General features: G+C 73.2%; 13 protein-coding genes, 1 tRNA gene and 1 pseudogene. 2 read left to right on the top strand and 13 right to left on the bottom strand.

The genetic code is table 11. The features are described 5' to 3' along the window. Positions 1–20 precede the first annotated feature (20 nt). The 3 genes from BLW85_RS32190 to BLW85_RS32180 all read right to left on the bottom strand — a co-directional run bounded on the left by BLW85_RS32190 (position 21) and on the right by BLW85_RS32180 (position 2,998). A complete protein-coding gene (locus BLW85_RS32190; protein WP_074994541.1) occupies positions 21–1,304 on the bottom strand; it encodes an extracellular catalytic domain type 1 short-chain-length polyhydroxyalkanoate depolymerase in 1,284 nt (427 codons plus the stop codon). 394 nt (positions 1,305–1,698) lie between these two features. Further along, positions 1,699–2,661: a PaaX family transcriptional regulator gene (locus BLW85_RS32185; RefSeq protein WP_074994539.1), complete on the bottom strand. Its 963-nt coding sequence runs from the start codon at positions 2,659–2,661 to the stop codon at positions 1,699–1,701. Between the two features lie 263 nt (positions 2,662–2,924). Further along, positions 2,925–2,998 (bottom strand) — tRNA-Pro (locus BLW85_RS32180). A 126-nt stretch (positions 2,999–3,124) separates the two neighbouring features. On the opposite strand from BLW85_RS32180, the gene BLW85_RS32175 reads away from it, so the two are divergent. Both BLW85_RS32175 and BLW85_RS32170 read left to right on the top strand, forming a co-directional pair. Beyond that, entirely contained in the window at positions 3,125–3,832 is a 708-nt protein-coding gene (locus BLW85_RS32175; protein WP_074994536.1) for a thiamine pyrophosphate-dependent enzyme, read from the top strand. A 68-nt stretch (positions 3,833–3,900) separates the two neighbouring features. Continuing rightward, positions 3,901–4,824, top strand: coding sequence for a transketolase family protein (locus tag BLW85_RS32170; protein ID WP_074994533.1), 924 nt, complete (start codon positions 3,901–3,903; stop codon positions 4,822–4,824). Between the two features lie 37 nt (positions 4,825–4,861). Here BLW85_RS32170 and BLW85_RS32165 read toward each other — a convergent pair whose 3' ends face one another. The 10 genes and pseudogenes from BLW85_RS32165 to BLW85_RS32120 all read right to left on the bottom strand — a co-directional run bounded on the left by BLW85_RS32165 (position 4,862) and on the right by BLW85_RS32120 (position 13,937). Further along, on the bottom strand, positions 4,862–6,172 hold the full coding sequence (locus BLW85_RS32165; protein ID WP_074994531.1) for an MFS transporter: 1,311 nt from the start codon (positions 6,170–6,172) through the stop codon (positions 4,862–4,864). 70 nt (positions 6,173–6,242) lie between these two features. Beyond that, positions 6,243–6,602 (bottom strand): MmcQ/YjbR family DNA-binding protein, encoded by a 360-nt coding sequence (locus tag BLW85_RS32160; RefSeq protein WP_074994529.1) that lies wholly within the window; start codon positions 6,600–6,602, stop codon positions 6,243–6,245. A gap of 60 nt (positions 6,603–6,662) precedes the next feature. After that, positions 6,663–7,568, bottom strand: coding sequence for a LysR family transcriptional regulator (locus tag BLW85_RS32155; protein ID WP_074994527.1), 906 nt, complete (start codon positions 7,566–7,568; stop codon positions 6,663–6,665). A 30-nt stretch (positions 7,569–7,598) separates the two neighbouring features. Beyond that, positions 7,599–8,792 (bottom strand): glycine C-acetyltransferase, encoded by a 1,194-nt coding sequence (locus BLW85_RS32150; RefSeq protein WP_074994525.1) that lies wholly within the window; start codon positions 8,790–8,792, stop codon positions 7,599–7,601. A 29-nt stretch (positions 8,793–8,821) separates the two neighbouring features. Beyond that, the gene (gene tdh / locus BLW85_RS32145; RefSeq protein WP_074994523.1) at positions 8,822–9,850 is read right to left on the bottom strand and encodes an L-threonine 3-dehydrogenase; all 1,029 of its coding nucleotides are present in this window, start codon (positions 9,848–9,850) and stop codon (positions 8,822–8,824) included. 180 nt (positions 9,851–10,030) lie between these two features. Beyond that, positions 10,031–10,605, bottom strand: a pseudogene (locus tag BLW85_RS32140) (GAF domain-containing protein). 63 nt (positions 10,606–10,668) lie between these two features. Then, positions 10,669–11,271 carry a GTP-binding protein gene (locus tag BLW85_RS32135; RefSeq protein WP_070029582.1) on the bottom strand — a complete coding sequence of 201 codons (603 nt, stop codon included), beginning with the start codon at positions 11,269–11,271 and terminating at the stop codon, positions 10,669–10,671. Next, entirely contained in the window at positions 11,249–11,620 is a 372-nt protein-coding gene (locus tag BLW85_RS32130) for a DUF742 domain-containing protein (RefSeq protein ID WP_070029581.1), read from the bottom strand. Before BLW85_RS32130 ends, BLW85_RS32135 begins: the two co-directional genes overlap by 23 nt. 2 nt (positions 11,621–11,622) lie before the next feature. Then, positions 11,623–12,057: a roadblock/LC7 domain-containing protein gene (locus tag BLW85_RS32125; protein ID WP_074994520.1), complete on the bottom strand. Its 435-nt coding sequence runs from the start codon at positions 12,055–12,057 to the stop codon at positions 11,623–11,625. A 62-nt stretch (positions 12,058–12,119) separates the two neighbouring features. Continuing rightward, on the bottom strand, positions 12,120–13,937 hold the full coding sequence (locus BLW85_RS32120; RefSeq protein ID WP_244174950.1) for a sensor histidine kinase: 1,818 nt from the start codon (positions 13,935–13,937) through the stop codon (positions 12,120–12,122). Positions 13,938–13,941: the final 4 nt, after the last annotated feature.

Genomic DNA, 13,941 nt, shown 5'->3' with positions numbered 1-13,941 from the left:
CAGGTGTCCGGCCGGTCAGATCAGCCTGTGGCGCAGGTCGCGCCGTTGAGGACGAAGGCCGTCGGCGCGGCCGTGTCGCCGGTGTGCGTGGCCTGGAAGCCGATCGTCGTCGACTGCCCCGGAGCGATCGCTCCGTTGAAACCCGCGTTGGTCGCGGTCACCTGACCGCTCGACGGCGTGTAGGAGGCATTCCACCCGTTGGTGATCGTCTGCCCGCCGGGGAGGGTGAACTTCAGCGACCATCCGTTCACCGCGGAACCGCCCGTGTCGGTGATGGTGATGTTCTCGGTCATTCCGGTGTTCCACGAGCTGACCGCCGTGGTCACCTTGCACCCGGTGCCGCCGGCCGGCGGGGTGGTACCCGGGCTCCCGGCGAGACCGAAGAACTGGATGGCGTATCCCGCCATCCCGCTCGACGGAAGAGAGTGACCGGCGCCCTGGACGCTGTACGCCTCCACGTCCGTCGTGCCGGACACGTCGGCGAAGCGCTGCCGCGTCCATCCTGCCTGCGGCGTGTCGGTGGACGTCGGTGTCCGGCTCACCCCGAACACGTCGGTCCACTGCTTGATGTCCTCCTGAAGCAGCTGGTACGGCACGAGGGTGTCACTGGTTCCGTGCCACAGCTGGAGGGGCGGCCGCGGCCCGGCGTATCCCGGGTAGGCCTGCCGCACGAGATCGCCCCACTCCTGCGGGGTCTTCGTCATGCTCCCGCCGGTGCACTTGCTGGTCGAGGGCGGGTAGTCGGCCGCGTCGGCGAAGCACCCGAACGGAACGCCCATGAAGGCCGCGCCCGCCTTGAACACGTCAGGGTAGAGGGCCAGCATCTCGTCGGTCATCATGCCGCCGGATGAACTCCCGGTGGCGAAGACCCGCTCCGCGTCGCCGTTGTAGTGCTGCTCCACATAGTTGATCATCGAGATCAGGGAGACCGGGTCACTGCCTCCACCGCGGTGCTTGGCCGCGTCCGACCAGGTGTCGAAGCAGTTACCGAACCCCGCCGACTGTGTGGCGGTCGGATAGATGACGATGAATCCGTACCGATCGGCGAGCGACGCGAACTCGCTGCCGGAGTAGAAGGCCGGGCCGGAGCCGCCGCAGCCGTGCATGGCCAGGACGATGGGCGGCTTCGCGGTGTGGGTGTCCGGCACGTAGACGTACATCTGCATGTTGCCGGGGTTGTCGCCGAAGTTCGTCACCTGGGTCAGGGACGCCGCGGAGGCCGGCGTCGCCATGATCAGGACCGACAGCACGAGGCTGGTCGCCGCCAACACGGCGGCCAGCCTCGCTGACACCTTGCGTGGCATTTCCACAGCTGACTCCCTGGAGTTCGCCGGTGGCACCTGGCGGACGCCGGACGAACCGGCGGTCGGGGGGAACGCTCAGCATGCCCGTGATGCGGGCGCGACGGACTGCGACCGATGCGAGTGCGGTCGATCCGCGCGGCCTCTTGGTCGGAGGGGGCACGGATCCACGGCGCCGGGGTGCGTACCGGGGTGCCGGCCACGCCCGGAGACCGATGCACCGGGAGGCTCAACAATGCGCGAGCTTGTATGACAGTGACGGTACCGACGGGACAGAAAAGCGTCAATTGACTGGGCATCGTCAATCAATTCACTAGCACACGGCCCGTTCCAGGCCCGGGCGGCACCCCGGCTCAACAGGCGGGCGGGCCCGGCACCCCGTGTGTTCGACGCACCGTCACCCTTCTCCCCGCCAGACCCCCGCGAGCAGGTCGCCCGTCGTGTGCGCGCCGATGCCGTCGTGCTCCGCCGCGGACGACGCCGCCACCGCCCGGACGTGCTCCTGGGCCGCCTTCGCGAGCCCGTCGTAGACGGCGTCGAAGACGTTCCGGACCTCCGCCCGTCGCCAGCCCCGCGGCATGCAGCGCATCGGCAGCAGCGGGTCCAGGACGTGGAACCGGCGGTAGGTGTCCATCACCTCGGTACGAGCGGATACCGCCTCGACGCCACCGACCTCACCGCACCGCATCCTCTCCAGCAGCGGACTCCACCTGTCGATGAACGACGCGTACTCCTCGGCGATGGCGGCGACGTCCCAGGCGTCCAGCGGATCGCGGCGCACGGTCTGCTCCAGCTCCACGTGCTGGGCCCGGAAGACCGTCAGCGATCCCGAGCCGACCGCGGCCAGTTCCTCCCGTGCCCTCGGCGTGAAGGGGCGAGGCGACAGCCACAGCCCGTCGTACAGAGGCACGTATCCCAGCCAGCGCAGTTGCCCCCGCAGCGCCCTTCGCTCGGCGCTGCGGCCCTCGGGAAGCGAGAAGGCGATGATCGTCCACGAACCGTCCCACTCCTCGGCCCGCTCGGCGAACGCCACGATCGAATGGCCCGAGAGGGAGAGGTTGACCGCGGCGGGGCCGCTCAAGCGGTAGGAACTGTGCCGCCCCTTCCGGGTGCTCTCCAGTACGCCCCGGCGGGCCAGCCTGCTGATGGCGGTTCGGCTCGCGGCCGGAGTGACGCCGAACTCGCCCAGGAGCGCGACGATCGCGGCCGAGGGGACGGACGCACGGGTGCGCAGCGTGTAGTCGGCCAGCAAGGTGACGGCGAGACTCTGCGGTGAGCCACCGGCCCGCCGCAGCGGGAACCGTACCGAGTCGGCCGGGTCGTCGGAGTAGATCTCATGCACGTCGAAGGGACGGACCATGACGCTCCCGGCACGGTTCTGTTCGGGTGGAGGGTACAACTCAGTCACAAGGACAGGTAGTTGATGAGCTGCCGCGGGCAGGGGTCAGCCACGCGGAACAGGATAGGCGTTGGAGGCGCCGGGGGTGGGACTGCGGCGCCACGACCTCCGGCACACCGGACCGACCCCGGTCGAGGGCGCCGGTCCCCGACCGGTCCCCAGGAACGATCAAGGGCCGGCCTCGGATGCCTCCGAAACCGGCCCTGACCTGCGACTCTCACGAGTCGGGACGACAGGATTTGAACCTGCGACCCCTTGACCCCCAGTCAAGTGCGCTACCAAGCTGCGCCACGTCCCGGTGCCCGTTTGACCTGGGGTTTCCCCTGGCGAAACGCGCAGGGAAACAATACCGCACTCGGGTCGGTGATCGCGCACGACTTACGGTGTTGACCTCAAGCTTGGTCGAGGTTGCAGGCTGGGACGCATGACGATCACAGCGCGCGACCACCGCGCCCACGGCTACGACGACCTGACCGGACTGATGGGTCTGATGACCGGGGACGAGAAGCACGGCCCGGCTGCCACCTCCACGCTCGATGTGCTGTGGGTGCTGTACGACCGGGTGCTGCGGGTCACGCCGGAACGGACCGCGGACCCGGAGCGGGACCGGTTCCTGCTGAGCAAGGGGCACGGGCCCATGGCGTACTACGCGGTGCTGGCCGCCAAGGGGTTCCTGCCGGTCGACTGGCTGCCCGGGTTCGGCGCGTACGACTCCCCGCTCGGCCACCACCCGGACCGCGTGCTGGTGCCCGGGGCCGAGATCGGCAGCGGCTCGCTCGGGCACGGACTGCCCATCGCGGTGGGCACCGCGCTGGGCCTCAAGGCCCAGGGCCTCACCGATCCGGCGGTCTGGGTGCTGATCGGGGACGCCGAGCTGGACGAGGGCAGCAATCACGAGGCCATCGCCTTCGCCGGGCCCGCCGCACTGGAGAGGCTGCACACCGTGGTGGTGGACAACGCCTCCGCCAGCCACGCCCGGCCCGGCGGGATCGCCGCCCGGTTCGAGGCCGCGGGCTGGTCCGCGGTGACCGTCGACGGGCGCGACCACGCGGCCCTGTACGACGCCTTCACCGCCCCGCACCCGGGACGGCCGCACGCGGTCGTCGCCCGGGTGGAGCCGAAGAACGCCTGAGCCGGGGCCCGGCGACAGGCGCCGGCCCGCCACCACCTTCCGAAGCACCCCGAAAGGGCGACATCTCCATGGACACCATGCGCGACCGTTTCGCTCCCGTCGTCTCCCGCCTCCTGGACGAGGACCCGCGGGTCGCGGTCGTCCTCGCCGAGATCGGCAAGGACGCCTTCCACGACACCATGGCCCGGCATCCCGACCGGGTGATCAACGTGGGCATCCGGGAGCAGCTGCTGGTGGGGGCGGCCGCCGGGCTGGCGCTCACCGGGCTGCGGCCCGTCGTGCACACCTTCGCCAGCTTTCTGGTGGAGCGGCCCTTCGAACAGGTCAAACTGGACTTCGGGCACCAGGGCACCGGAGCGGTCCTGGTCAGCGCCGCCGCCTCCTACGACTGGCCGGCCGGCGGGTTCACCCACATGGCTCCGGGCGACGTGGCGCTGCTGGACACCCTGGACGGCTGGACCGTCCATGTGCCGGGCCACCCCGACGAGGCCGAGACCCTGCTGCGCCACGCGGTCGCCGCGGGCGACGACCGGGTGTACGTACGGCTGTCCGTGCAGTCCAACCGGCAGGCGCGGCCGGTCGACGGCGCGCGCCTCGTCACCGTGCGCGAGGGCCGCTCCGGCGTGGTGATCGCCGTCGGGCCGCTGCTGGACGCGGTGCTCGACGCCACGCGGGACCTGGACGTGACCGTCCTGTACGCGACGACCGTACGGCCCCTCGACGTCCCGGCGCTGCGCCGGGCCACCGAGGCGGCGGGCACGGACGTGGTCCTGGTCGAGCCGTATCTCGCCGGAACGTCGACGGCCGCGGTGAACGACGCCCTGTCCGACCGTCCGCACCGCGTCCTCGGCCTCGGCGTGGGCCGCCGCGAGCTGCGCCGGTACGGCACGGTCGAGGAGCACTCCGCCGCCCACGGCCTGGACGCGCGCGGTCTGCGGGAGCGGATCGACGGATTCCTGGGGGCCGGGCGGGAAGCCGCGGCCCGGGTGTGAGCGCGGGTGCCCGCGGCCCGGGTGCGAGGGCCGGTGCCTAGGGTCCGGGTGCGAGGGCCGGTGCCGGGTTCGCGTCCGCCCGCACCAGGCCGCGTATCGCGGGGACGGCGAGCAGGAAGACGACGACGACCAGGCTGGTCGCGGCGGAGACCAGCAGGACGTGCGAGGCGCCCAGCGCGTCGGCCGCCGGGCCCGCGATGGCCTGGCCGACCGGCATCATGGCGAGGGAGCCGGCCACGTCGTAGGCGTGGATGCGGTTGAGGACGTCGGACGGGACCTGCGTCTGCACGGTGGTCGCCCACATGACGCTCCAGAAGGACAGCCCTGCCCCGGCCAGCGCCGCCCCCGCCGCCACGGCCGGCACGCCGAGCCCGAGGCCCACGGCGCCCGGGAAGCCGAAGAAGAGGAACAGCGAGAACGCGCCCGCCCTGAGCATCCGGCGCGGACGCAGCCGCAGGGCGAGCAGACCGCCGACGACGGTGCCCCCGCCGAGGGCCGAGTTGATCAGGCCGTAGGCGCGCGGGCCGTGGTGCTGGACCACCTCGGTCGCCACCAGCGGGGTGGTCGGACCGGACACGGCGATCATGTACAGCCCCCAGATGGCGATCACGCCCCACAGCCAGCTCCGGGACCTGAACTCCCGCCAGCCCTGCACCAGATCGGCCCGGAAGGCGCGCATGCCGCGGCCGGTGGCGGCGAGCGCGTCCGGGGACAGCGGGGGCAGCCGGAGCAGCAGCAGGCACAGGGCGCTGACGGCGTACGTCCCGGCGTGCGCGGCGAACACGCCGCCGGGCGAGGCGAAGCCGACGAGGAGTCCCGCGACGGCCGGGCCGGCGAGCTGGGCGACGGACTCGGCGATCCGGATCGCGCCGTTGGCGCCCTGGACGTCGGCGGACAGCCGGGGCACCGTGCTGGCCACGCCGGGCTGGAAGACGGCGCTGGCCACGCCGTTGACGAAGCCGATGGCGCAGAGCTGCCACAGCAGCACATGGCCGGTGAAGAACATGACCGCGGCGAGGGACTGGGTGACGACCCGCACCAGATCGGCGCCGATCATCAGCCGGCGGGTGCTGAACCGGTCGGCGATCACCCCGCCGAAGACGACGAGACCGGCGAAGGACGCGGTCGACGCCGCCATGGCGAGTCCCACCGCCCCCGCGCCGTAGCCGTGTTCGAGCAGGCCGGCGGCGAGCGCCACGGGCAGCATCGTGTCCCCGAGGCGGGCGGCGGCCCGGGCGGCGAAGAAGAGGCCGAAGTCCCGCGACCAGACGGAGCCCGCGCCGGTGCGGAGGCCGGCTTCCGTCCCGGCCGACGTGCGTGCGCGCCGTCGTGAGCGCGTTCCCGTCATCCCGGCTCCCTCCCCGTGTCGGTCCGCGCGGGATCATGCCACGGCGCCGGCCGCCGCGCCCACCGATATTTCAAGGGGTGGGCGGCAGGCCCAACTCCGGGTGGGCGTCCAGGAGTCGGGGCGGGGCGGCCTGGCGCCAGGAGTCGGCGAGGATGTCCCGCAGTTCGGCCTCGTCCTCCAGCGCCGCGAGCCGCGCCCTGATCCAGGCGAACTGCGCCTCGTGCCCGGCGATCCAGAACTTCTCCGGCTCCGCCAGCACCAGTTCGTCCCGCTCCTCCTTGGGGCAGCGCACGGCGACGGACGTCTCGTCCTCGGGCAGGGTCGCGAACATCTTCCCGCCGACCCGGAACGTGGGCATGTGCCACGCGGCCTTCTCCGAGGTGTCCGGCAGGGACAGGGCGATACGGCGTACATCAGCTGCGTCCGGCATGCTCCGCACCGTAGCCCCCGCCACTGACAGCCGGGCGGCCCGTCCGCCGGGTCCGGTGCGTCAGGTGCCGTCCGCCGCCCGGCCCAGCGCATGAAGCACCGGGCGGATCAGCGGATGCCCCTCCGCGCCCCGGCGCACGGCGGCGAAGACCCGGCGGGTGGGGGCGACACCGTCGACCGGGCGGACGATCACGTCGGTGAGGTCCATGCCGCGCAGGGCGGAGCGGGGCACGAGGGCCACGCCCGCGTCGGCCGAGGCGAGGGCGACGACGGCGCGGAAGTCGTCGGAGGAGTGTTCGAGCCGGGGCTGGAAGCCGGCGCTCTCGCAGGCCAGGACGACCACGTCGTGGCAGGGGTTGCCGGGGTAGGGCCCGATCCAGGGATCCTTGGCCAGTTCGGCGAGGGGCACCTCGGCGGCGTCCGCGAGGCGGTGGCCGACGGGCACCACGGCGTCGAACGGCTCGGCGTACAGCGGGACATGGGTGAGACGGGGGTCGTCGGCGGGCGGTGCGCCCCGGTACTCGACGGCCACCGCCACGTCCACCTGCCGGTCCAGGACCATCGGCAGGCTGGCGTCCCCCTCGGCGTCCTGGACCCGGATGCGTATGCCCGGCGCGGTGCGGGCGAGCCGGGCCACGGCGGGCGCCACGACCTGGGCGATGCCGGTGGCGAAGGCGGCCACGGTGACCGTGCCTGCCTCGCCCGAGCCGTAGGCCGCCAGCTCGGCCTCGGCGCGCTCCAGCTGGGCGAGGACCGCGTTGGTGTGGCTGAGCAGGATCTCGCCGGCCGGGGTGAGCCGTACGCCCTTGGCGCCCCGCTCGACCAGCCGGTGGCCGGTCTCCTGCTCCAGGGCGGTGAGCTGCTGGGAGACGGCCGAGGGGGTGAGGTAGAGCGCGGCGGCCGCCGCGGTGACCGTGCGGTGGTCGGCCACCGCACGGAGGATGTGGAGCCGCCGTGCCTCGATCATGCCTCGATTATCGCAAGGCGTAGGCCCTGGTCAGGCCCCCAGCTCGGCGCGCGCCGCGATGAACGCGTCGACCGCGCGGTTGACGTCGTCCGTGGAGTGCGCGGCGGACAGCTGCACCCGGATGCGGGCCTGGCCCTGCGGGACGACCGGGTAGGAGAACCCGATCACGTACACGCCCCGCTCCAGCAGCAGCTCGGCCATGCGGCCCGCCTTCGCCGCGTCGCCGATCATCACGGGCGCGATGGCGTGGTCGCCGGGGAGGACGTCGAAGCCCTCCTCGGTCATCCGGGAGCGGAACAGCGCGGTGTTCTCGGCCAGCCGCACCCGCAGGTCGTCGGCCGACTCCAGCAGGTCCAGGACCTTGAGGGAGGCCGCCGCGATCACCGGGGCGAGGGTGTTGGAGAACAGGTAGGGGCGCGAGCGCTGGCGCAGCAGGGCGACGATCTCGGCGCGGGCGGCGACGTAGCCGCCGGAGGCGCCGCCGAGGGCCTTGCCGAGGGTGCCGGTGATGATGTCGACGCGGTCCATCACGCCGTGCAGCTCGGGGGTGCCGCGGCCGGTGGGGCCGACGAAGCCGACGGCGTGCGAGTCGTCGACCATGACCATCGCGTCGTAGCGGTCGGCGAGGTCGCAGATCTCGCGCAGCGGGGCGACGTAGCCGTCCATGGAGAACACGCCGTCGGTGACGATCAGCCGGCGGCGCGCGCCGGACGCCTCCTTGAGCTTCGTCTCCAGGTCGGCGAGGTCGCGGTTGGCGTAGCGGAAGCGGCGGGCCTTGGACAGGCGGATGCCGTCGATGATGGAGGCGTGGTTGAGGGCGTCGGAGATCACCGCGTCCTGCTCGCCGAGGAGGGTCTCGAAGACACCGCCGTTGGCGTCGAAGCAGGAGGAGTAGAGGATCGTGTCCTCCTGGCCGAGGAACGCGGACAGGCGCGCCTCCAGCTCCTTGTGCACCTCCTGGGTGCCGCAGATGAAGCGGACGGAGGCCATGCCGTAGCCCCAGCGGTCCAGGGCCTCGTGGGCGGCGGCGATCACCTCGGGGTGGTCGGCCAGGCCCAGGTAGTTGTTGGCGCAGAAGTTGAGGACCTCGCCGGGGCGGCCGCCGGCGGTGACCTCGACGGTCGCGGACTGCGGGGTGCCGATGACCCGTTCGGGCTTGTGCAGGCCGGCGGCGCGGATCTCGTCGAGGGTGGCGCGCAGGTCGTCGCGGACGGTGTCGAACATGACTGAAGCTCCTAGGAAAAGCGGGTGACTTACGCGGTCCAGTCCAGGATGACCTTGCCGCCCTTGCCGCTCGCGGCGTCCGCGAAGGCCGCCTCGAAGTCGCGGTGGCCGTAGCGTCCGGTGATCACGGGGGTGAGGTCGAGGCCGCCCTCCAGCAGCACCGACATCGCGTACCAGGTCTCGAACATCTCCCGGCCGTAGATGCCCTTGATGGTGATCATGGAGGTGACGATCCGGGCCCAGTCGACCGGGAACTCCTGCGCGGGCAGGCCGAGCATGGCGATCCGGCCGCCGTGCGTCATGTTGGCGATCATGTCGCGCATGGCCTCGGGACGGCCGGACATCTCCAGGCCGATGTCGAAGCCCTCGCGCAGCCCCAGCTCCCGCTGCCCGTCGGCGATCGTGGCCGTGGAGACGTTCAGGGCGAGGGACGCGCCGATCTTGCGGGCCAGTTCCAGGCGCTCCTCGCTGACGTCGGTGACGACGACGTTGCGGGCGCCCGCGTGCCGGGCGACGGCGGCGGCCATCAGGCCGATCGGGCCGGCGCCGGTGATCAGGACGTCCTCGCCGACCAGCGGGAAGGACAGCGCGGTGTGCACGGCGTTGCCGAACGGGTCGAAGATCGCGGCGACGTCCAGGTCGACCGGGACGCGGTGCACCCAGACGTTGGTCGCGGGCAGCGCGACGTACTCGGCGAACGCGCCGTCCCGGCCGACGCCGAGGCCGACGGTGGCCCGGCATAGATGACGGCGCCCGGCCAGGCAGTTGCGGCACTTGCCGCACACCAGGTGGCCCTCGCCGCTGACCCGGTCGCCGACCTGGACGTCGGTGACGTCCCGGCCGGTCTCCACGACCTCGCCGACGAACTCGTGCCCGACCACCAGCGGGGTCTTGATCGCCTGCTGCGCCCAGCCGTCCCAGGCCCTGATGTGCAGGTCGGTGCCGCAGATGCCGGTCCGCAGGACCTTGATCAGCACGTCCCCGGGCCCGATCTGGGGCTCCGGGACGTCCGTCAGCCAGAGCCCGGGCTCCGCCTTCTCCTTGACCAGCGCCTTCACGCGTGCGGCTCCTGTGGGTGAGGTCCCGGACGCGGGCATGCCGAAGGCGCCCGCACCGGGTCAGAGGGGTGTGAAATCACCCTGCAATCTGCCGTATGCGCGGGCCGGGGTCCATCGAGCTTTTCTTAACCGCCGCCTCAGCTTTCCTTCACACCGCACCGGCCACGGCGACGTGGGACGTCAGAGGGGCAGTCCGTCCCGCGCGCCGCGTTCGATGCGGGCGACGAGGTCGGCGCCAGCGCCTTGACGGTCTCCAGGCCCTCCCGGCCCCAGGCGCGCGGCGCGACGTCGGCGGCGCACACGGTGCCGAGCGCCATGCCGGTGCCGTCGAGGAGCGGGGCGCCGAGATAGGAGCGGATGCCGTACTCGTCCACGACCGGGTTGCCCGCGAACCGCGGGTAGTCGCGGACGTCCTCCAGGACCAGGGCCTTGCGGCGGACCACCACATGGGGGCAGAAGCCGTGGTCGCGGGGGAGCGTGCGGTCGCACTCCGGTCCGCCGCCGGCCGCCCGCGGCACGGGGGCGGTGGCCGGGACGCTGAGGCCGGCGAAGAACTGCCGTCTTTCGCCGATGAAGTTGACCACGGCGTAGGGCGCGCCGGCGAGTCGGGCGAGGTGGTCCGCGAAGGCGTCCAGCGCGGCGTCGGGGCGCTGCCCGAGGCCGAGCCGGCGCAGCCGCTGGACCCGGGCGGGGGCCTCCCGGTCCTCGGGGGTGAGCAGCAGACCGCGGACCGGCCGGGGCGGCTCGTAGCTCATGGCCGGGCTCCGTGGCGGTGGTGGTGCCTCATCTGGGGGAACTCCGTGGGCGGTCGGGCCGGATCACCGGTGCCCGGCGCCGTGGCGCGGCGCGGGCTCCGGGGCGTGGGCGAGCAGATGGCGTACGAGGATGAGCAGGGTCTGCACCCCGGAGCTGGAGATCCGGGCGTCGCAGCGCACGACGGGGACCTCCGGGGGGAGGTCGATGGCGGCGCGCACCTCCTCGGCGTCGTAGCGGTGGGAGCCGTCGAACTCGTTGAGGGCGACGATGAAGCCGAGCCCGCGCTCCTCGAAGAAGTCCACGGCGGCGAAGCAGTCCTGGAGGCGGCGGGTGTCGGCGAGGACCACCGCGCCGAGCGCGCCCTCGGACAGTTCGTCCCACATGAACCAGAACCGCTCCTGCCCCGGGGTGCCGAACAGGTACAGCACATGGTCCGGATCGAGGCTGATCCGGCCGAAGTCCATGGCGACCGTGGTCTCCGTCTTGTTCTCGATGCCGTCGAGGCTGTCCGTGTCGGCGCCGACCGTGGTGAGCAGCTCCTCGGTGCTCAGCGGGGCGATGTCGCTGACCGCGCCCACGAAGGTGGTCTTGCCGACCCCGAACCCGCCCGCCACGAGGATCTTGAGCGCGGTGGGGAACGGGTCAGAGCTGTCGTCGTAGTCCATCGAGCACTGCCTCCAGCAGGGACCGGTCGGTGGGAGTGTGGTGGAACGCGGGCGGCTTGGTGGTCAGCACCCCGTGGTCGATCAGGTCGGCCAGCAGGACCTTGGTGACCACGGCGGGCAGTCCCAGGTGCGCGGCGGCCTCGGCGACGGAGACGGGCGCCCGGCACAGGTCGAGCGCCCGGGCGTACTCGGGGCCGAGGTAGCCGAGCGGGGTGACCCCGGTGGCCATCACCTGCGACATCAGGTCGAGTGCGACGCTGGGCTCGGTGCGGCCGTCGCTGACCGTGAAGGGGCGCACCAGCCGGCCGGCCTCGTCGTCCAGCCAGGGCCCGTCGCCGGCCGCGGCCACGCTCAATGCCTCGGCGCCGTGGGGTCGTCGGCGTGCTGCCGGGGGGCGGTGACCAGATAGGGGCGGACGCTCTTGACCAGCATCGCCATCTCGTAGCCGAGCACGGCGGCGTCGGCCTCGCGGCCCGCCAGCACGGCGAGGCAGGTGCCGGAGCCCGCGGTGGTGACGAACAGCAGGGTCGAGTCGAGTTCGACGACGACCTGCCGCACCTCGCCGCCGTCGCCGAACCGGACGCCCGCGCTGCGGCCGAGGGAGTACAGGCCGGAGGCCAGGGCGGCCATGTGGTCGGCGCTGTCGGGGTCGAGTCCGTGTACGGACTTCACCAGCCCGTCGCAGGACAGGAGCACGGCGCTGGTGGTGTGCGGTACGCGCTGCACGAGGCCGCTGAGCAGCCAGTCGAGGTCGGATGCGTGGGCGGTCGGCGCATCGCTGGCCATGGTGGATCGACTCCTTGGGGTGTGTGGGCGGTCTGCGGGAGCGCTGCGTCGGGGCGGGGCGGTCAGCCCGCCGGCTCGTCTCCCTGGGCGGGTCCGGTGCCACGGTCGGATATCGGCCCTGCCCGGTACGCGTGTCGCGGTTCCGTGTGGCCGCCGGGGACGCGCGCGGGTTCGGTGGGCCGGAGGGGGGTCGGCTGGGCGTGCCCCGGGTGCGACCGCTCGGTGTCCGGCCGCCGCTGGGCGGCCTCGGCGAGTCCGATGCCGCGCTGGAAGGCGGCCATCAGGCCGGGGTCGTGGCCCACGTCCCCCGCGCCGTCCTGGCGGGGTGCGGGCCCGCCGCGCAGCTGGGGTACGAGGTGTTCCTGGGCGCGGCGGCGCGGGAGCCGGGGCTTGGGCATGGTGCCGCGCACGTTGTCGGCGCGCGGGGTGGGCGGGACGCCCGCGTGTTCCTCGACCACCGCGCGGTGCCGGTCCGCGATCCCGGACACGGCGTCGGCGGGGGTGGGCCGCTCCCGGTGGGCGCCGCGCACGGGCAGCGGGGGCGGGTCGCCGTGCTCGTGCGCCTCCGCCTCGACGGCCGGGGCCGGGGTGGCCCGCACGGGCCGCGGGGGGACGGCGGCGGCCGGTGCCACGGGCGGCGCGGGGACGGCGGCCGCCGCCGGGTTCTCGGCCGGCGGGGCGCCGAGCAGCGCCTCGGGTACGACGAGTACGGCCTGGACCCCGCCGTAGATGTTGCCCTGGAGCCGTACGCCGATGCCGTGCCGGCGGGCGAGCTGGGAGACGACGTAGAGGCCGATGCGGCCGTCGGCCAGCAGGCTGGCGACGTTGACCTGGTCGGGGTCGGCGAGCAGCGCGTTCATCCGGTTCTGCGCGCCGACGGGCATGCCGAGTCCGCGGTCCTCGACCTCGACGGCGAGCCCGGAGGTGACGCGGCCCGCGCGCAGCAGCACCTGGGTCTGCGGGGCGGAGAACACCGTGGCGTTCTCGATGAGTTCGGCGAGCAGGTGGATGACGTCGGCGACGGCGTGGCCGCGCAGTTCGCCGTCGATCGGGGGCACCAGCTTGACCCGGGAGTACTGCTCGACCTCGGCGATGGCGGAGCGCAGCACCTCGGTCATGTCCACCGGGTTGCTCCACTGGCGCCGGGAGACGGCACCGCCGAGCACGGCGAGGTTCTCGGCGTGCCGCCGGATCCGGGTGGCCAGGTGGTCCACGTGGAAGAGGCCCTTGAGCAGCTCGGGGTCCTCGATCTCGCGTTCCAGCTCGTCCAGGAGGGAGATCTCCCGGTGCACCAGGGACTGGAGGCGGCGCGCGAGGTTGACGAAGACTTCCAGCTTCTGCTCGTTGCCCGCGTGGCTGGACAGTTGGGCGGCGCTCATCACGGCGGTGACGGCGGCGGCGTGCGCGCGGGCCAGGTCGGCGGCGAGCAGTTCGAAGCCGTCGGCGTCCGCGGGCGGTCCGCGGTGCGGTGCGGGCGGCGGCGGGGTCCGGCCCTGGCGCAGGGCGTCGACGAGTTCGCGCAGGTCGGCCTCGCCGCGGGCGGCGGTGCGGCGCAGTGTGCCGAGACGGCCGGCGACGGAGCGGGCGGCGCGGTCGGCGGCCACGGCGGCCACCAGGACGCCGGCGACGGCCACGGTGACCGCGCCGCCGAGCACGGCCCACAGGACGGGCCCGGTGCGTGCGCCGGTGGTGCGGACGGTGAACAGGACGGCGGCGGTGGCGCCGAGGGCGACCGCGAGCGGCGGCAGCACGGCGAGCCGCATGAGCTGCGGCCGTATGTGCGTCTCGGGCAGTGCGGGAGCGGGTCGGGCGACCGGCCGCCCGTGCCGGCCGCCCTCCCGGCGGTCGGCGCGGGCGGCCGGTGCGCGGAGGTGAGACATCTGC

It is taken from the genome of Streptomyces misionensis (genome assembly GCF_900104815.1).
Lineage (GTDB): Bacteria > Actinomycetota > Actinomycetes > Streptomycetales > Streptomycetaceae > Streptomyces > Streptomyces misionensis.
Note: the sequence above shows the minus strand (reverse complement) of the source record. Positions and strands in the feature narration are given on the sequence as shown.